Source organism: Paenibacillus sp. FSL H7-0323 (genome assembly GCF_038002725.1).
GTDB lineage: Bacteria > Bacillota > Bacilli > Paenibacillales > Paenibacillaceae > Paenibacillus_AQ > Paenibacillus_AQ odorifer.
The window spans coordinates 5,574,425-5,593,150 of record NZ_JBBODB010000001.1 but is presented as its reverse complement, the minus strand read 5'-3'; the positions used below and the strand labels follow the sequence as shown (position 1 = coordinate 5,593,150).

At 47.7% G+C, this 18,726-nt stretch carries 15 protein-coding genes; 3 read left to right on the top strand and 12 right to left on the bottom strand.

Annotated elements, in window-relative coordinates; all coding sequences use genetic code 11:
* Positions 1-83: 83 nt before the first annotated feature.
* Positions 84-1,400, top strand: coding sequence for a glutamate-1-semialdehyde 2,1-aminomutase (locus MHH89_RS25165; protein ID WP_076305529.1), 1,317 nt, complete (start codon positions 84-86; stop codon positions 1,398-1,400).
* Between the two features lie 567 nt (positions 1,401-1,967).
* On the opposite strand, the gene MHH89_RS25160 is transcribed toward MHH89_RS25165, so the two are convergent.
* The 9 genes from MHH89_RS25160 to MHH89_RS25120 form a co-directional block, all read right to left on the bottom strand.
* A complete protein-coding gene (locus MHH89_RS25160; RefSeq protein ID WP_076220196.1) occupies positions 1,968-2,588 on the bottom strand; it encodes a hypothetical protein in 621 nt (206 codons plus the stop codon).
* A gap of 171 nt (positions 2,589-2,759) precedes the next feature.
* Positions 2,760-3,311 (bottom strand): peptide deformylase, encoded by a 552-nt coding sequence (gene def / locus MHH89_RS25155; RefSeq protein ID WP_036679906.1) that lies wholly within the window; start codon positions 3,309-3,311, stop codon positions 2,760-2,762.
* A 101-nt stretch (positions 3,312-3,412) separates the two neighbouring features.
* Positions 3,413-4,705, bottom strand: coding sequence for a stalk domain-containing protein (locus MHH89_RS25150; RefSeq protein ID WP_076277888.1), 1,293 nt, complete (start codon positions 4,703-4,705; stop codon positions 3,413-3,415).
* Between the two features lie 95 nt (positions 4,706-4,800).
* A complete protein-coding gene (locus MHH89_RS25145; protein ID WP_076130524.1) occupies positions 4,801-5,067 on the bottom strand; it encodes a hypothetical protein in 267 nt (88 codons plus the stop codon).
* Between the two features lie 15 nt (positions 5,068-5,082).
* On the bottom strand, positions 5,083-5,967 hold the full coding sequence (locus MHH89_RS25140) for an inositol monophosphatase family protein (protein ID WP_036679857.1): 885 nt from the start codon (positions 5,965-5,967) through the stop codon (positions 5,083-5,085).
* Between the two features lie 268 nt (positions 5,968-6,235).
* Positions 6,236-7,243, bottom strand: a complete 1,008-nt coding sequence (uvsE, locus tag MHH89_RS25135) for a UV DNA damage repair endonuclease UvsE (RefSeq protein WP_036679855.1) — start codon at positions 7,241-7,243, stop codon at positions 6,236-6,238.
* On the bottom strand, positions 7,240-7,557 hold the full coding sequence (locus MHH89_RS25130) for a hypothetical protein (protein WP_036679853.1): 318 nt from the start codon (positions 7,555-7,557) through the stop codon (positions 7,240-7,242). The genes uvsE and MHH89_RS25130 overlap by 4 nt, the downstream gene beginning before the upstream one ends.
* Positions 7,558-7,602: 45 nt before the next feature.
* On the bottom strand, positions 7,603-8,694 hold the full coding sequence (locus MHH89_RS25125; RefSeq protein WP_076130522.1) for a D-alanine--D-alanine ligase: 1,092 nt from the start codon (positions 8,692-8,694) through the stop codon (positions 7,603-7,605).
* A 20-nt stretch (positions 8,695-8,714) separates the two neighbouring features.
* On the bottom strand, positions 8,715-9,746 hold the full coding sequence (locus tag MHH89_RS25120) for an amidase domain-containing protein (protein ID WP_080742388.1): 1,032 nt from the start codon (positions 9,744-9,746) through the stop codon (positions 8,715-8,717).
* A 453-nt stretch (positions 9,747-10,199) separates the two neighbouring features.
* On the opposite strand from MHH89_RS25120, the gene acnA reads away from it, so the two are divergent.
* A complete protein-coding gene (gene acnA / locus MHH89_RS25115) occupies positions 10,200-12,941 on the top strand; it encodes an aconitate hydratase AcnA (RefSeq protein ID WP_038568617.1) in 2,742 nt (913 codons plus the stop codon).
* Positions 12,942-14,441: 1,500 nt separating this feature from the next.
* On the opposite strand, the gene MHH89_RS25110 is transcribed toward acnA, so the two are convergent.
* Entirely contained in the window at positions 14,442-14,624 is a 183-nt protein-coding gene (locus tag MHH89_RS25110; RefSeq protein WP_341088408.1) for a hypothetical protein, read from the bottom strand.
* Positions 14,625-15,062: 438 nt separating this feature from the next.
* Positions 15,063-15,806, bottom strand: coding sequence for an IclR family transcriptional regulator (locus tag MHH89_RS25105; protein WP_036676839.1), 744 nt, complete (start codon positions 15,804-15,806; stop codon positions 15,063-15,065).
* Between the two features lie 296 nt (positions 15,807-16,102).
* Here MHH89_RS25105 and MHH89_RS25100 point away from each other — a divergent pair, with 296 nt between their 5' ends.
* On the top strand, positions 16,103-17,143 hold the full coding sequence (locus MHH89_RS25100; RefSeq protein ID WP_139329954.1) for an alpha/beta hydrolase: 1,041 nt from the start codon (positions 16,103-16,105) through the stop codon (positions 17,141-17,143).
* On the opposite strand, the gene MHH89_RS25095 is transcribed toward MHH89_RS25100, so the two are convergent.
* Positions 17,144-18,520, bottom strand: a complete 1,377-nt coding sequence (locus MHH89_RS25095) for an MATE family efflux transporter (RefSeq protein WP_341088406.1) — start codon at positions 18,518-18,520, stop codon at positions 17,144-17,146.
* Positions 18,521-18,726: the final 206 nt, after the last annotated feature.

The window sequence follows — 18,726 nt, the reverse complement described above, 5'->3', positions numbered from 1 at the left end:
TTGGTATAATACGGGCGGACAACGGAAAACACCGTTGTTCGCCCGTTCCCTTGAGCACCAACAATCGAAAGGATGATCACATTATGAATCGCTCCACATCTGAACAACTTTATCACGAAGCCCTCCAGCATATCGTTGGGGGTGTAAATAGCCCTTCCCGCTCCTTCAAAGCCGTTGGCGGCGGAGCACCTGTATTTATGAAACGCGCCAGTGGATCTCACTTCTGGGATGAAGACGGCAATGAATATATCGATTATCTCCAAGCCTATGGACCGATCATTACCGGCCATGCCCACCCTCATATTACCAAAGCAATTACGACAGCAGCAGAAAATGGTGTTCTTTACGGAACCCCAACCCAGCTCGAAATTAAACTTGCTAAAATGCTAAAAGAAGCCATTCCTTCTATGGATAAAGTACGTTTCGTCAATTCTGGAACCGAAGCGGTTATGACAACGATTCGTGTAGCCCGTGCCTATACAAAACGCAGCAAAATCGTAAAATTCGCTGGCTGTTACCACGGTCACTCTGATCTGGTGCTTGTAGCAGCAGGATCCGGACCTTCTACACTTGGCATTCCAGATAGTGCCGGTGTTCCAAGCAGTATCGCCCAGGAGGTAATCACCGTTCCCTTTAATGATCTGGACAGCCTGAAAGAGGCGCTGGAGAAATGGGGCGAAGATGTCGCAGCTGTTATGGTTGAACCGATTGTGGGGAATTTCGGCATGGTGATGCCTAAGCCTGGTTTCCTCGAAGGACTTTGCAAGCTGGCTCACGATAATGGCTCCCTTGTTATTTATGACGAAGTCATTACTGCCTTCCGCTTCCATTATGGTTCTACACAAACCTATGCGGGGCTGGATAATCATGAGGACATTACTCCTGACCTTACTGCACTTGGCAAAATCATCGGTGGCGGCCTGCCTATCGGCGCTTACGGCGGCCGCAAGCATGTTATGGAACAGGTAGCTCCACTTGGACCGGCATATCAAGCCGGCACAATGGCGGGCAATCCTGCGTCTATCTCTGCAGGGATTGCTTGTTTAGAGGTTCTGAGTGCAGAGGGTGTATACGAAGAAATGGATCGGCTTGCAATCCGCCTCGCCGATGGACTTCAAGCATCTGCAGACCGTCATGGCATTCCACTGACAATCAACCGCATCCGTGGTTCGTTTTCCACTCATTTCTGTAATCATCCGGTTACGAATTATGACGAGGCTCAGGATACAGACGGCGAATTGTTCGCCAGCTTCTTCCGGCATATGCTGAACCGTGGCATTAACCTTGCCCCTTCGAAATACGAAGCTTGGTTCCTGACCACAGCACATACTGATGCAGATATTGATGCTACACTTGTCGCAGCTGAAGAATCCTTCCGCGCTATGGCGGCTGAGAAATAAGATTGTTTTGAAACGGCAGTGCTTCATAAGCTAAAAAAAGCTGAATAGATTAAGGAGCTGTCCCAGTCCCATAAACCGCAAATGTTAAAAGAGCAGCGATTCTCCTATATTGGAGGATCGCTGCTCTGCATTTTTACTCATCCACGGCCTGCATCTGTAGCTTGTGGCAAGCTTAAGCCAGCCGATCTCAAGCGTCAATTTCTATATGCTGCGTAACAGGGATCGCCGGACCTTCCCCGTGTTTAGTGCAAGGGTTAGGGAGCTTCGATAGATAATCAGGGAAATCCCCCTATAATTTAGCTAATTTAGTGGAAAACAAGGAACTTACCCCGTTTTTTAGGGAGAAAATCCCTAATTCTGTTCATTTACAGAGAATATAGGTTATTTTTAGGGAGTTTTTCCCTAATGGCTCTGTAGCTCACACCGCAAAAAGCTCAAATACACACCGTATATAGTTCTAGGGGTTAAAGAAAGAATCGTTTTGTAAGAGTGTGAGCGATAGTGACCACCTTTATCTATAGATTTCATCCGCTAACAGCGTTTGGAAGTCCAAATATTCTACTGCTCTCATGTAAAATCCACCTGCTTGTCCAACGTAATCTCAGTCATTAACGGTCTTAACATTTGCTCGCTCCCAGGCACTAGTGAAAACTCTACACCCTCCAGATGCTCCGGCAGCGTTGGGGCGACCAAGAATTGCATTTGTGTATGCGCTCCACCTCCATGACCACCATGCGGCTGCACTTCATATTCATTCTCACCCGCCACTTCAAGCGTTAAAGCCGTTCGAAGATGGATATGTCCTACAGCTTCTTTTAAATATTTGATTTCCACAGTAACTATGCTGAAGGCTTCATACTGCATAGCATGCGTAAGTATATACTCGCATTCTTCAACGACCGTCCGCTTCACAATCGGAAGCACTCCCAGCAATAAACCAGGCTCTTCCCAATATTGTCTTCTAGGTACAGTTTCATTCATAAGATGCAAATGCTGCACAATCTGAGTAGTATTCATCTCGAATCTAGTTGCCCATTCCTCAAGTAGCTTACTATCAGGGGATAATCGTTTCTTGCCTGTTATAGCTTTACGTTCCTGAATCAGACTCAAAATCTGCTCATCAATCTTTTTAACCTCATCATTGTATTCGTTGGCGAATCCTCTAATTGGCATTCTGCTCCAGTTCATTTAACGCCCTCCTCTTATTACTAATTTAAATCCATTAATTGTAAGGGTACATCCTTTCGATTGATTTGTAAAATATTTGAAATATCATAATCTTGCCGATAGGTAAAAAAAAAAAGCGACCATCAGCTTTACGCTGTAAGGTCGCCCGCTTTTTAATTCAGAGTTACTCTCCTACTCATATAAGTTCCGGATCTCCACGCCCTGAGGCAGCTTAAACGGATTCTCCTTGTTAATTCGGTCATAGAACATAATCCCATCGAGATGGTCTATTTCATGCTGGATGATGATAGCTTGGTAGCCCTTAAATTTAAGGACAACCTCCTTGCCCTCCAGATCATAACCCTTCACCTTCACGGTTTCATACCGAGGTACAAAGCCATGCACGGGACGATCAACGGACAGACAGCCCTCGCTTTCTGGTAAGTACACCATAGACAAGGAGTGGCTTATGATCTTAGGGTTAACCCAAGCATGCTCTACAGCCCGCCCTCTCTCGTCTGTAAGATACATCGCGAACATACGCTTCTCCAGTCCGATTTGATTCGCCGACAGACCTACGCCAGAGCGCAGCTTATATTCTTCGGAAATCTCCGGGTCCTGACTGTTCTTCAGAAATTGAAGCATACATTGCAAAGCCTCACGATCTTCCGCCTGTAATGGAAGCTCTACTGGTTGTGCTACGGTACGAAGTACGGGATGACCCTCCCGCACTATATCATCCATGGTGATGATATATTCAGCATTATATTTTGAACTAGACAATATTCCATCCACCTTTTCCTTACGGGCTTAATTTAATTTCTTATGATGTATAGTATGCAGCTTTATGGATTTATGAAAGCAGTTCGCAGTTTGCTGCTGTAATTAACATCGAATCCAAGTCCTGTCGCCAAAGCGGCAAGGGGTAAGTAGGTTTTGTCCTCCTTGCCTACCTTTTGCAGAAAAGCTGGAGTATCAATAGCCACGTTCTCTCCATTCACCTTAATAAATTTCGAGCCAATGGTGATCACAACGGTTCTCCCACCATACACGATGGTAGCGCTGGAGGTTTTGTTATCCCACTTCCCGCTTGCGCCCACGGCATTTAGAATATCTTTTAGCGCCAAAAAGTTCTGCCCATTTTTAAGGATAGGCTTATTGGGTGTATTCAACTCCACGCCCTTCACTACAATCGACATCGGTACCGATGCAGTAGCCATTGTAGCTACAGTAGGAACGCGATACTCTCCCCATTGTAACTCCGCAAAGACCTTAGCAATAGTCTCGTATCCAAGCTGCGTCGGGTGAAAATCAGTTTGCCCTGCTCCAATAATATGTGTCAGCGAGCCTTCTACCCCGGCAAACTTTGCCGCAACATGAGCTACAAGCACCTTCGCTCCCTCTTGGTTCACGCTTGCAGCTACACTATCCGCTGCTTCCGTAAATTTGCCCGCTGCCGTCATTAATCTGTTGTACATTTGACCAAGCGCAACCTTAGGGGCAGGCTGATATTGATCGGCCAGTATAATCGTCGTTTGCGGACTTACCGCACGAATATTCTCCAGCACTGCCTTCACATTTGTTTGATAATCCGCTAGCCGCTGGTCCAGCTGTGTTTGGAAATCCGCATCCGTCAGCTCCTTGAACTGCAAGAACAGACTGCTTACATCATTCCCACCAATCGTAATGGTAATCAGATCAGCTTCCTTAAGCTCTGCTGCGATCTGCGGAGTTAGCTTCACGAACTGCTCTATTCGTGGATCTGGGAGACCTGCCTGAACTCCTTCAGCAGTAATCACTGAACCATCCTTGATCGCTCCTGTGTAATTACGTAATCCGGCCGTAGTCAGCCCTAGAATACCATAATTAGTAAGTGCACTTCTGCCATGATACCAGCCCTGCTCAAGCAATCTCTCCGCATAGCCGTATGGCTTAGTATTCACGTCCGTCATTCCTGGCTCGTAGCCAGCAGTAATGGAATCACCTAGAGCTACGATGCGAAAGACATCTTGCCCAGAGTCTTGTATTGCAGTCGTGTCAGCCGCATTTGCCGTGCCTGCTCCTACGCTAATCAGCGCAGATAACAAAAGCAGGCTGCTTATGCCAGCTGCCCAAATTTTTTTCCAATTGCCTAGCATCGTATCCCTCCCAAATTGTTCTAATTCCATTCTACCATCCAGGATAGCAACGCAAAAGAGCGGCCTCCTATATTCAGGAAACCGCCCCTCGCAAATCACTGGCTATTATTGTCTGAATCTTCATCTGACTCTAACTTCTGCCCTGCACGCTCCAGATATTTATCATAACGGTCATCCAGCTCATATCCAATCTTACGATAACGTAATGTTTCTTCCACAATAGGATCGAGCGTAGTCTGAATACGAATTTCATATTTAGGTGAGATTTCCCGGATTTCCTTAGCCGTACGATCGCCTTGTTCCATCTCACCATCTACCAACATTTCGCTCAGCTTGCGTTCCAAATCATCCTTCTCACTCATGCTGTATCGTCCTCCCTAAAGCTTATATCCTGTTGCTTCAGCATTCTTCAGTGACGAAACCAAATATTCGTGAATGTGGCCATTACTTGCTACTACATGGCGTGTACCAATATCATATGAACGTCCTAGGGTATCCGTAATCTTGCCTCCTGATTCAAGTACAAGCAGTACTCCTGCTGCACAGTCCCAAGGGCTTAAGCCCACTTCCCAATAGCCATCTACACGGCCTGCCGCCACATAAGCTAAATGTAGAGCAGCCGCGCCTCCGGCACGAATACCACGAATCTGCGGAAGAATACTTTGCAGTCCTGCCATATTCACAGGTTGTGCAAACTCACGATCCGGCGGAAAGCCCATAGCAATCAGGCTGTCCCCAAAATCAGTCTCCGTAGAGACCGAGGTAGGAACACCGTGCATGTAAGCTCCCTTTCCTTTTTCAGCGACGAACATTTCATCACGAGTCGGATCATAAATAACGCCTACAGTTAGTTCACCGCGAATCACCAATGCTATGGAGACACAGTAAAAAGGAAATCCGTGTACGAAATTAGTCGTACCATCTACAGGATCTACAATCCACAAATATTCATGCTCACGAGCTTCTTCCAATGCAGCGGTAGCCGCTGCTGCTCCCGGCGAAACCCCCTCTTCCCCGAGAATGGCATGGTCGGGAAAATGTGTCAGGATCAGCCTGCGAATCATTTGCTCAACGCCTTTATCAACTTCCGTAACCAGATCTTGTGCTGAAGTTTTTGTATTCAGCTCCTTCACGAGACCCTGTCTGCTCTTTATCCATTCTCCTGCTTTGGCAGCCGCATTAATGGCCACCGCCGTATGTCCCTTGCTTGTTACTACATAGGGTTCACGTTCATTCTTACCCTCTGGATTTAAAGGACTCATATCTTCACTCCACTTTCTTGAACATAATCGCCAATGGCTTTAATTCTAAAGCAATCCTATTCACAATACCGTGCAATACGTCAAAACGTTCCCCAAGTTCCCAAAGTTCCGCCAAAAGAGGACCCAATTCTCACCTGCGAGCATAAATGCCCTAGGTCCATATAAAGACGATAAGCGATTAAAGTTTCATTCAACGTACCCTATTTCAAGTTACATATCAAGTCATGATAGGACCCGTATTCGGGACCTATCTCCTTATTTTCATTGTTTAAGGTTCAATATTCACGCTTGCCCCATTTAATAAGGAAATTCCGTTACCGGCCTCAGCCAGCTCCTTCATAGCCTCCATCAATCCAAATAACGCGCCATCTTTTAGTTTCGCCTCAATCATAACATCGACAGCAGGCGTATCTGCGGCAATACGTTTCAGAAAAGCCAGCAAAGGCGCAGGTTCCACGCCATCCGCATGGCTGCGCGGATCAGACGGGCTGCGCGGACTGGATACATGAATCTTAGGCGGCAAAAGCTCTCCAGAAGGAACGTCCTTCTGTGCTAGCTCGCTTCGCCATGTCTGCAAAATGTCAGGCCACAGCTCCCAAGGGAGCTCTCCTTCATTATTCACCCATTGGTGGTGAATATCCAGCACCATCGGTAATCCTACGCTCTGACTGACTGCCAGTGTCTCCGGAGCTGTAAATGTCTTATCGTCATTCTCTAGCGTTATACGCTCCTGCAGCGCTGCCGGCAGCGCGCGGAAATGCTCCTCGAATCGCTTCGCCGCTACAGGCTTGTCCCCATAAGCTCCGCCAATATGGATATTGTTCTTCGCCATGGCAGGAAGCCCCATAGCAACTAGCATGTCCACATGGTACTGCAAATCCCGTACGGAGTTTATCAGCACCTCCGGACGGGGTGTACTAAGTACTGTAAAGTGATCTGGATGAAAAGAAACACGCAGCCCGTGCTTTTTCACATATTGGCCCACTTCCGCAAATTCCTCGGCGAGCGCCGCAAACGGATTCCAGTCCTGCAAATCCGGATGCGTCGCCAAAGGAATGATTTTGGAAGTGAGGCGGTACACCATGATGTCCGAAGCCACATTATGCTTCATCAACCGCAGCGTATTATGCAGATTCATTCTAGCGATGTTCTCCAAACGCCGAAGTGCCGCTTCACGGTCATCCAGCTTCTTAAAAGAGGCCATCGTCATTGTCTTAGATGGGGAGCAGTCTTTGATAACGGTGGACATCGCTACATATCCGAAGCGGACAATCATCCCTGTGCTCCAAAAAACATTTCCTCAGCCAAAGCCGTCTGCACTCTGGACTCTTCTTCATTCAGCTTACGCACAAGCTCCATCTCTACCGCGGTAACCTCATGCCCTTGAAAATTAATTTCTGCAATCGAGGCTGAAATTTTGACAATGGCTACAGCTACGTTCTCAGGGGTGTAAGCAATAACCTTTTGACCCGTCGGATACACACGAAAGCCTTGTTTCACCATTTTGGTGCGCCCATATTCCAGCAGCTCGTACAGCTCTTGTTCACTCTTGAATTTGCAGACGGAGTTGAATTCTGTTTGAAAACCCATGTTTCTTCTCTCCTTCCAGTCGGGATATTCCCGCTATAGCTTCTATTACTCGTTGTCGTACTTAAGACCTTGTTTAAAATTATAGCGCTCCAAGGCTAACTCAATCATTCGGTCTAACAGAGCTCTATAAGATACACCCGTCTCACGCCACAATAGCGGATACATGCTGTAAGGAGTGAAACCAGGCATCGTGTTCACTTCGTTAATTAGAATTTTACCATCTGATTTTCGCAAGAAGAAGTCTGCCCGGGTAATTCCACTGCCCTCAATCGCTCGAAAAGCAACTATCGCGGACTCCCGCAAACGATCGGCCACTTCAGAATCCACTGGTGCAGGAATCATCATTTGCGATTTGCCGTCCGTATATTTGGCTGCGTAATCATAATATTCACCAGAAGAAACGATTTCACCCGGAACAGAGGCTTCTGGTTCATCATTTCCAAGCACGCCAACCTCTACCTCACGCGCATCCACAAACTCCTCAATAATAACTTTGGTATCATAGCGGAAAGCAAAATCAATGGCTTTTACAAGACTATCCTTATCGGCAGCCTTAGAAATACCTACACTTGAGCCTAGATTGGCAGGCTTCACGAATACCGGATATCCCAGTTTATCCTCTACACCAACAATCAACTCATGACGTTTTCTTTTCCAAGCGCTGATGTTGAAATAACAAAACTCGCATTGATCCAGACCGGCATCAGCGAACAGCTTCTTCATGACCACCTTATCCATACCTGCCGAAGAGGCAAGAACACCAGCACCGATGTAAGGAATATTCGCCATTTCGAACAACCCTTGAATCGTTCCGTCCTCACCATACGTGCCGTGCAACAGCGGGAACATTACGTCCACTGTTTGGTCAGCACCCGATAATCCACTAAATACCACGTTCAGGGCTGTGCCCATATCTTCGGTCGCTTCTGCAAGCTTGAGCTGCTCCACTTGGCTGTAAGGAGCTGATAACTTCTCTCCAACCTTCCACAATCCCTGTTTTGAAATGTAAAAAGGTATAATCTCATATTTATCATAATCAAATGAGTTCATCACGGCAAAAGCCGTCTGTAGCGATACCTCATGTTCTCCTGATTTGCCCCCGTACACCAGCCCTACGGTTAGTTTTGCGTTCCCCATTCCCTTAACCTCTTTCTGTACTATAAGTAGTCGTTAATATGAAAAAAACGGTATTTCGTTTGATCAGTCCATGCGTAGGAATCACGATAGTCCCAATAGCGATGACGGCTGCTAACGGTACGTGCATTCACAAGCGGCATACCTCCTGCATCAAAAGCTGTGACGATTGTGCTGTGCTGATACTGCCCGTTGCCATCCCAGTCATATTGAATGATATCGCCCAGCATCAATTGCTCCGGCCGCTCCATGACTTCCGCACGCAAGCCACTGCTCCGACTTCCGCTCAAATAGCGTTGCAGACTGTCTGACACAGCCCAGCTATAGCTCCACCATTCTTGTTTGCCTTGGTAACCTTTGTACCACCAGCCCGTTTCTCTTTTACCAGTATAGTTGATAGGTGCTCCCCCTGCAAAGAGACATTGGGAGACATAATTTGTGCAATCCACCTCGAAGGTTTCGAACTCCGGATTGCCGTCTTTCCACCAGCGGTCGGCATACGCCACAGCTTCTTCACGGTTATAACGAACCTCTCTTGAACCCGCAATTTCTCCGAGAACATTCCGGTTAAGCAGGGGCTGTGATGGCAGCGGTGCCGGCAAAGCCTCTCCCCATTTGGATAGTCTGCCCGATAGCTCTACCTCTGCCCGATGAACCGTATTTCTTTCAGGGACACTTCGTTCCACACCAGCAATCTCCCAGCCCCCACCGTCCCGTACAAAGGTTAGCCGCTCCAGCTCGATAATATCCTCGCGGTGGTTAACGCCGCCTTTTTCATAATAAAGCGCACTATGCAGTGTAACCTCTGCTACTACCTCGGTCGGAGTCTGCCGGACGGTCCGCAAAGTCTTAACCCCTGTCTCTCCGCGCAAAGGAGTTATCCCACGTTCTTTATACCACTCCGCAAGACGTCTTGAACGCTCCCCTTGTTCTACCAGAAAACGCGGATCCTTAACGGATACGGAAACGGTATGCGATGATGACTTAGGCTCCACCCTGGCCTTATTCACTTGATCAACATATACATAAAGACTTTGCTTCCACTGTTGTTCCATTATACTCGCGCCCCTTCTTTCCCTTTTAACTGCTGTTCTATGTATATGAAAGGAAACAGGCCGCTATACAGATCGGTTGAATAGTTAAGGATGTTTCAGGCAAAAACTCTAACCCCAAGTCCGACATCTCAATCCAACATCGACAACGAGGACCCTATCACCTAATGACTGAGGAAGGGAAATTCAGTGTGTATTTCGCCTAATAATTAAGTAAAACCAAGGATTCCGGTGAATTCTTTCGTATTATCTCCTTTAAATGGCTCTTTTTGAGGTAAAAAGAATATCCCGAAACGATACAATATAACAATGGAAGGGTAGCTTGGCATTTTCTCAGGCATAATTCGGGCTTTAGATGTAGGAAAAAAAACTTTACTCCCCACTTTGTAACCGTTATAATTAAGCTAGAAGCAATTTGAAATTGGGTTTCATTAGACGAAACAAGGAGGCGCATATATGCCAAGCAAGGATCATTTTTCATTGGCTCGGACCCTGGAATCAGGCGGCAAATCTTATCGCTATTATGATCTGAAGTCCCTTGAGGAACAAGGATTGGGCTCTATTTCTTCCCTGCCTTTTTCGATCAAAGTCCTACTAGAGGCTGCTGTACGTCAGTTTGACGGACGGGCAATTACTGAAGAACATGTGAAACAACTGGCCGATTGGTCAGGTGACATTGACCGTAATAAAGAAATTCCATTTATCCCTGCTCGTATCGTGCTTCAGGATTTCACCGGAGTTCCGGTAGTCGTGGATCTCGCAGCTATGCGTGATACTGTAAAAAAAGCCGGAGGAGATCCTAAACAGATCAATCCGCTTGTCCCGGTTGACCTTGTAATTGACCACTCTGTCATGGTTGATGCTTTCGGTACAGCAGACGCCTTGGAATACAATATGAACGTTGAGTTCGAACGCAACGAGGAGCGTTACCGTTTCCTTCGTTGGGCACAGACAGCTTTTAACAACTTCCGTGCAGTTCCACCAGCAACAGGTATCGTGCACCAGGTAAATCTAGAGTATTTAGCTTCCGTTGCCACTACTAAAACTATCGATGGTGAAACTGTCGTTTATCCAGATTCCCTTGTAGGAACGGATTCCCATACCACGATGATCAATGGTCTGGGTGTTGTGGGCTGGGGTGTAGGCGGTATTGAGGCTGAAGCAGGAATGCTTGGACAACCGCTCTATTTTGTTACACCTGATGTAGTGGGCTTCAAGCTTACAGGCAGCCTTATCGAAGGAGCTACAGCAACGGATTTGGCACTGACAGTAACTGAAATGTTGCGTAAAAAGGGTGTAGTCGGCAAATTCGTCGAATTCTACGGACCTGGCCTTGCTAACATCAGTCTGGCTGACCGGGCAACTGTTGCCAACATGGCGCCAGAATACGGAGCAACTATCGGTTTCTTCCCTGTAGATGACGAGACACTCGCTTATCTTCGCAGCACGGGCCGTCCGGATGATCTGGTGGCGTTGGTTGAATCTTATTACAAAGCACAAGGGATGTTCCGTACCTCGGATACGCCAGACCCTGAGTTCAGCGATGTGATTGAGCTTGACTTAGCTTCTGTCGTTCCTAGCTTGGCTGGACCAAAACGTCCACAAGACCGGATCGAACTTACGCATATGAAGGAAAATTTCGAAGGTATTATCCGTACACCTGTAGACAAAGGCGGTTATGGTCTCAGCGATGAGAAAATCGCTCAAGTCGTAGAAGTACAGCACAAAAATGATACTACCAGCAAGCTCAGCACAGGCGCAGTCGTAATCGCAGCTATTACTAGCTGTACGAATACTTCCAACCCTAGCGTTATGCTTGGAGCAGGTCTTTTGGCGAAAAAAGCTGTGGAACGTGGTCTGACCAAACCAGCTTACGTTAAGAGCAGCTTGACACCAGGATCCTTGGTGGTTACTGAATACCTGCAAAAAGCAGACTTGCTGAAACCACTCGAAGCATTGGGCTTCTACTTGGCTGGTTATGGCTGTGCCACTTGTATCGGTAACTCCGGTCCATTGCCTGAAGAAGTTAGTCAAGCCATTACTGACAATGACATGACCGTAGCCGCAGTCATCTCCGGTAACCGGAACTTTGAAGGCCGCGTACATGCTCAGGTAAAAGCAAACTACTTGGCTTCACCGCCGCTCGTAGTTGCTTACGCACTGGCTGGTACAGTAAATATCGATTTGCAAACTGAGCCACTTGGATTTGATCCGCAAGGTGAGCCAGTATTCCTGAAAGATATCTGGCCAACCACTGCTGAAATTCGTGAAGCCATTGGTCTCTCCCTTAGTCCGGAGATGTTCCGTAGCAAATACGAAAATGTATTCACCGCTAACGAACGTTGGAATTCGATTCCTGTTCCGCAAGGCGAGCTGTATGAGTGGGATGATAATTCCACGTACATCCAGAATCCGCCATTCTTCGAACATCTGGCAGACGGTCTGGGAGACATTAAGGATATCAAAGATGCACGCGTTCTAGCGCTGCTTGCTGATTCCGTAACAACCGACCATATCTCACCAGCGGGTAATATCTCTACCTCTGGTCCTGCTGGCGAATATTTGCGCGATCATGGTGTAGAACGTGCAGACTTCAACTCCTACGGCTCACGCCGCGGAAATCACGAAGTCATGATGCGCGGTACGTTCGCTAACATTCGGATTCGTAACGCAGTAGCTCCTGGTACAGAAGGCGGCGTTACTACCTTCTTGCCAAGCGACGAGGTTATGTCCATCTATGATGCTTCCATGCTCTATCAGGATGCTGGACAAAATCTGATCGTCATCGCTGGTAAGGAGTACGGTACAGGAAGCTCACGTGACTGGGCGGCTAAGGGTACGCTTCTACTTGGCGTTAAAGCAGTTATCGCTGAGAGCTTTGAGCGGATTCACCGCAGCAATCTGGTCGGTATGGGTGTACTCCCACTTCAATTCCAAGAAGGCCACGGCTGGAGCAGCTTGGGACTGACAGGACGCGAGACCTTCAACATTACTGGTCTCGATAACAACGTGGCGCCAAGTCAAGAGCTAACTGTCACGGCTACCCGTGAAGACGGCACACAATTCGATTTCCCTGTCATTGCACGACTCGACAGTACAGTCGATATTGATTACTATCGCAACGGCGGTATCCTGCAGACTGTTCTTCGCCAGATGCTGGCAGATGCTACAGACTCTTCCGCGGTGTCGGTAGAATAGATTTAAAGTAACTTAAAAAGGGACTGTTTCACGGCCATGAGTGGCTGTGAGCAGTCCCTTTTTTATGGGGTGGTTCCAGCAGCCAATTTGCGGCGGGTAGGGTGCTTCTGTCTGTTGTCTTTGGAATCTTCACCATTGCTGCGTGAGGCTCAGGGGACATTTAGGATTCCGCGCGCCTCAGGGGACGCCTAGGATTCCATGCTATCGGACTCAGATGACTCTATTCGCTCGATTATCCGACTTTTGGCGTGGGATCGGACTCAGATGACCCTATACGCTCGATTATCCGACTTTTGGCGCGCGATCGGACTCCATAGTCGCTATTGGCATGAAAAACATACTAAAGGTTCCCGTTTTGGTCGAATAGCTGCACTAGGGTCCGAAACTACGCCAAAATGGCTGTCAATTCGCAAATAGCGTCCCCTGAGTCCGCACGCCCAGGGGACGCTTAGGATTCCGCGCTATCGGACTCAGATGACTCTATACGCTCGATTATCCGACTTTTGGCGTGCGATCGGACTCCATAGACCCTATTGGCATGAAAAACACGCTACAGGAGCCCATTTTTGCCGAATAGCTGCACTGGGGTCCGAAACTACGCCAAAATGGCTGTCAATTCGCAAATAGCGTCCCCTGAGTCCGCACGGACCCAGGGGACGCTTATCGGACTCCATCGCTATTGGCGCTATCGGACTCAGATGACCCTATACGCTCGATTATCCGACTTTTACGCGTGCGATCGGACTCCATAGACCCTATTGGCATGAAAAACACGCTACAGGAGCCCATTTTTGCCGAATAGCTGCACTGGGGTCCGAAACTCGCCAAAATGGCTGTCAATTCGCAAATAGCGTCCCCTGAGTCCGCACGCCCCAGGGGACGCTTAGGATTCCGCGCTATCGGACTCAGATGACTCTATACGCTCGATTATCCGACTTTTAGCGTGCGATCGGACTCCATAGACCCTATTGGCATGAAAAACACGCTACAGGAGCCCATTTTTGCCGAATAGCTGCACTGGGGTCCGAAACTCTGCTGTCAAAAATAGGCTTTAAATCGGGATGACTCTATACGCTCGATTATCCGACTTTTAGCGTCGATCGGACTCCATAGAGGCATGAAAAACACGCTACAGGAATTTTTGCCGAATAGCTGCACTGGGGTCCGAATAAAAAGGCTTTAAATGGGCAAATAAGTCCGGATAAATATCAAATAACAACCGAGATTACTTGTGTACGAGTTATGAGATACGTGGGTTCGTGGGTTCGTGGGTTCGCGGGTTCGCGGGATCGCGGGTTCGCGGGTTCATGGATTTGTGAGTTCATTGGCTCGTGGGTTCGTTGGCTCGTGGGTTCGTTGGCTCGTAAGTTCGTTGGCTCGTAGGTTCGTGAGTTCACTGGCTCGTGAGTTCATTGGCTCGTGGGTTCGTGGGTTCGTGGGTTCGTGGGTTCGCGGGTTCGCGGGTTCGCGGATTTGTGAGTTCATTGGTTCGTAAGTTCATTAGTTCGTAGGTTCGTAGGTTCGTAGGTTCGTAGGTTCGTTGGCTCGTAGGTTCGTTGGCTCGTGGGTTCGTTGGCTTGTTGGCTCGTAGGTTCGTGGGTTCGTGGGTTCGTAGGTTCGTAGGTTCGTAGGATCGTTGGCTCGTAGGTTCATGGTGGGTTCTCTACCTTCCCGTCCTTCCATCCTCCCGCCCCTCCGTCCCTCCGCCTATCTAGACCCGGGGTTCAAACGCTCGAGCCTCAGCATTACGAGTTACTGAGGATTCCAAAGAAACGTATATTCACTGAAGCTCACCAAACCAACGCAAGGTAGGGGAGCCGTTAGCCATTAGCTAGCCGTCAGTTAGCTGTTGATTACCCATCAGTCAGCCGTCAGTTACCCATCAGTCACTCATCAGCCACTCGTCAGTCACTCATCAATCACTCGTCAGTCATTCATCAGGCCATCAATTACTCTCAATTACTCATCAGTTACCCGTCAGTCCCCCATCATTCAGCCATCAGTTTTCAGCCACTTACCCACAATCGGCTAAGTCCCTCCCCAAAACAGCAAAGCAGCGATCCTCCAGTAACGGAGAGATCGCTGCTTCGCTGTTTAACAAGGTATGTCTCAGCCAGCGAATTAAGGAATCATCATGCCCATTTCACTAGCCGCTTCCTTCAGTACCGCGGCATATTCCACTAGCGTATCTCGGGATAGGCGACTAACTGGGCCGGACAGTGATAACGCCGCGATCACATTTCCACTGCGGCCCGTAACAGGCACCGCCACCGCGGCCGCGCCGGGCTCGCGTTCCTCAAAACTGGTGGCATATCCGAGCCGGATAATGTCATTAAGCTGCTCTTGATAGACATCCTTCTCAACGTAGTCCGGCCATCCCGAACTCTCCAGCAATTCTTTCAGCACCTCTGGAGGAGCATAGGCTGCCAGCACTTTACTTGATGCGCCCACAGATAAAGGCAATCTCGCACCGATCTGCGCCACTCGCCGGATGGCCTGCTGGCTCTGAACCGCCTGAATCCGCACACGTTCTATGCCGTCGCGTAAGTATAAACTAACGGTCTCCCCTAGCCGATCCCGCAGCCGTTCCATTGACGGCAATAATACCGCGGCCGACTCATCAAAAGCAGGCAAATGCGTAGACAATTCCCAAATTCGTATACCCAAGCTGTATTTCTCAGTGGCCGGATTACGAATGAGGAAGCCCTTTTCCTCCAAGGTTGCCAGCAGCCTATGGACGGTACTTTTATGTAAATCAATCTTTGAAGCGATCTCCGTCAACCCTAAATCTCTGTCCTGCGTAAAACAAAGCAATATATCAAGCGCACGTTCTACCGCACGCACTGTAAGCTTTCGGTCCTCCATGACAATCTCCCCCTCGTGTTTCATCAAATGAAACTCGGTTACATTATAACTAACTCTATCTTAGTGCAAAACTCTATGGAAAGTCCAGTATATTCACTCCGCCGGAGTTGTGCCAAAAATGTGCCGGAAAAGGTTGGGCCGCACTTTACAGTTACATTACAAAAGCATCTAATTCATTGACTTTGTAAGGGCTTTTTCATACGATTAACATATTAAATTATCTACTGATGCTTTAGAATCATTTTTACAAATTCTTCTAGGCACTAGTACTCACATCATTCTTAGGAGGGGACCATATGGATCTGGCAACTCGCCAAACCGGCACAACCGTCTCCCGTCGACCTAAACTACCTAAACAAGGCAGTTCATCCCGGCTATCGCTGCGGATGATTCGTGTGAAGCATATTATCGTTGCACTGCTATTATCTATTTTTTTCTTCTTAGCCTTCTGCTTTGTCTCACTTCATGGCTATATCGCCTGGGTATTATCTAATCCAACGGTCGCACCTCTGTATTCCAATCCCATGCAGGCCAAAGGTCTCGCATACGAGGATGTGACGTTTCCAGCTAAAGATGGAAGTCGGATGATGAGCGGCTGGTATATTCCCTCCGAAGGGGCTACCAAAACTATCGTGTTCAGCCATGGCTATGGCGCCAACCGGGAAGAATCTTGGGTACCTATGTACGATCTCGCTCACTATGCACACAGTCTGAATTTCAATGTCGTGATGTTTGATTACGGCTTTGCTGCCCAAGGCAACAAGGATATTGCAACCGGAGGTAAAAAAGAATCCCAGCAGCTTCTAGGCGCTATTGATTTTGCTAAGGAACGTGGAGCTGAGGAGTTAGTGGTATGGGGCTTCTCCATGGGAGCAGGCACAGCACTGCAAACAGGATTAGTATCAGAGGACATTGACGCGATGATTCTGGACAGCACCTTTTTGTTAGAGCCAGATACGCTGTATCATAATATTAAGCAAAATATTGATCTGCCCCGCCAGCCTTCCCTGGCGATTATGGAAATGCTGTTCCCAGTTCTAAACGGTACGGGGCTGAATCAAATTCCTTATGCGAAGGTCAAATCCGAAGATTATCCTTTCCCTATTCTACTCATGCATGGAACCGAAGATGATAAAGCTCCTTATCCTATTGCCGAAAAGCTGGCCGCGAACCAAAGCAATCCGTTCTCAGATTCCTGGGTCGTAGAGGGCAGCCATCATGAATTGCTGTTCCGTGAGCACCCGCGTGAGTATTTGCGGCGAGTCTCTGCTTTCTTAGGAAATGTTCAACTAGCCAAAACCTACAATGGCAACCAGCCGGCGATGGCAAGTAACTAGTTAAGCACTACAATCCGCCTCTGTCCCCTGATGGGTCAGCTGCTTCAACCATTTACCACGGCGAAAACGCACGTAACCTATAACCAATCGAACAGCCTCTTCCAGGGACAGAAAGAAGTATACCCAGGGAAGAGGCTGTTTCCATCCCCATGACAACAGTAGCCCTAGAGGCACCCCAAGCAACCAAGTTGTGGAGGCTTCCATAATAAAGACGAATTTACTATCGCCACCACTCTGCAGGATCCCTCCCGCAATCATCATATTGCCCACCTTTATCCATAAAAAAAGAGCAAAAAAGCAGATAACGGAAGTGGCCATTCGTCGCTCTTCCACTGTTAAGTTAAAGGCTGAGACGTAGAGCGGGGCAAGAACAGCAATAAGAACACCAAGCAGCAATGAAATCCCTACTCCTATTCGAACAAAAAAACGAGCATACTGAAAAGCACCTGCATTATTATTCTCTCCCAGCTTATGTCCGACCATAATGCCAGCTGCACCAGAAAGCCCTGCCAGAAGCCCAATCGTCAACCCCTGCAGCGGAAAGGTCACTGTCATAGCGGTCATCTCCGCTGTGCCCATACGGCTATATATTACGGAATAACAAGCCTCCCCTAAGACCCAAACCAATTCCGTTAAAACAATAGGCGCTATCGTCCTTAAAAAAGGTATGCACAGCGCTTTCGAAAACGAACTGAGTTCCTTGATACCTCCGGCACCCGGCAGCTTTCCACGATATATGGCTCCGACAATCAAAGCACTTTCGACTATACGTGAGATTAACGTTGCATATGCCGCACCTGCAAGTCCAAGCTCTGGAAATCCCCAATGCCCAAAAATAAGCGCATAGTTTAAAATAATATTCATTCCTACAGCAGCTATGCTAACAATCATTGGATACTTTACATGTCCTGAACTTCGTAGAACCGCCGAATAGAGCATCGTCAACATCGTTGGAATATAACTGAGGGCAACGATTTTCAGAAAAATGTACCCATTCTCCAACACTTCTTTATCCGTTGTAAAAATAGACAGACATAGCCGAGGGTTGAAAAAAACAAATATCGTAAATGAACCCGACAAGATCAGGCCAATTCCAAGACTTAATCCCAGTAGTGGTGTGATGCTCTTTCGGTCTTTACTCCCCCAATATTGAGCCGCGTATATAGCAAGACCCGTAGCAAGACCCGCCAGTACCACTGAAATCACGCTATAGATTTTACTAGCCATCCCAACCGAAGCGATTGCTACACCCCCAAGCTGCCCTACCATCAATTGATCTACTAAATACAGCACCGCCATGACTAGACTTTGGAGGGATATCGGTACCGCTAATTTCAACAGCTGATTATAAAATTGCTTCTTCTCAAGCTTGTTCATACCCTCATCTCATTTCTCAAAGTTTTTCTACTACCCCATAGGATTTCATTAATCGGTCCACACGACAAAAAAAAGGTACACCCTCCTTTTCGCGAGGTTGTACCTTTCGGTATCATTGCCTTTATTTTCCTGTATTATTTCACCATATCAAACGGTTGTCAACGATATTATTATCGCGTTCTTATGCTCTTCATAAGCTATCATGA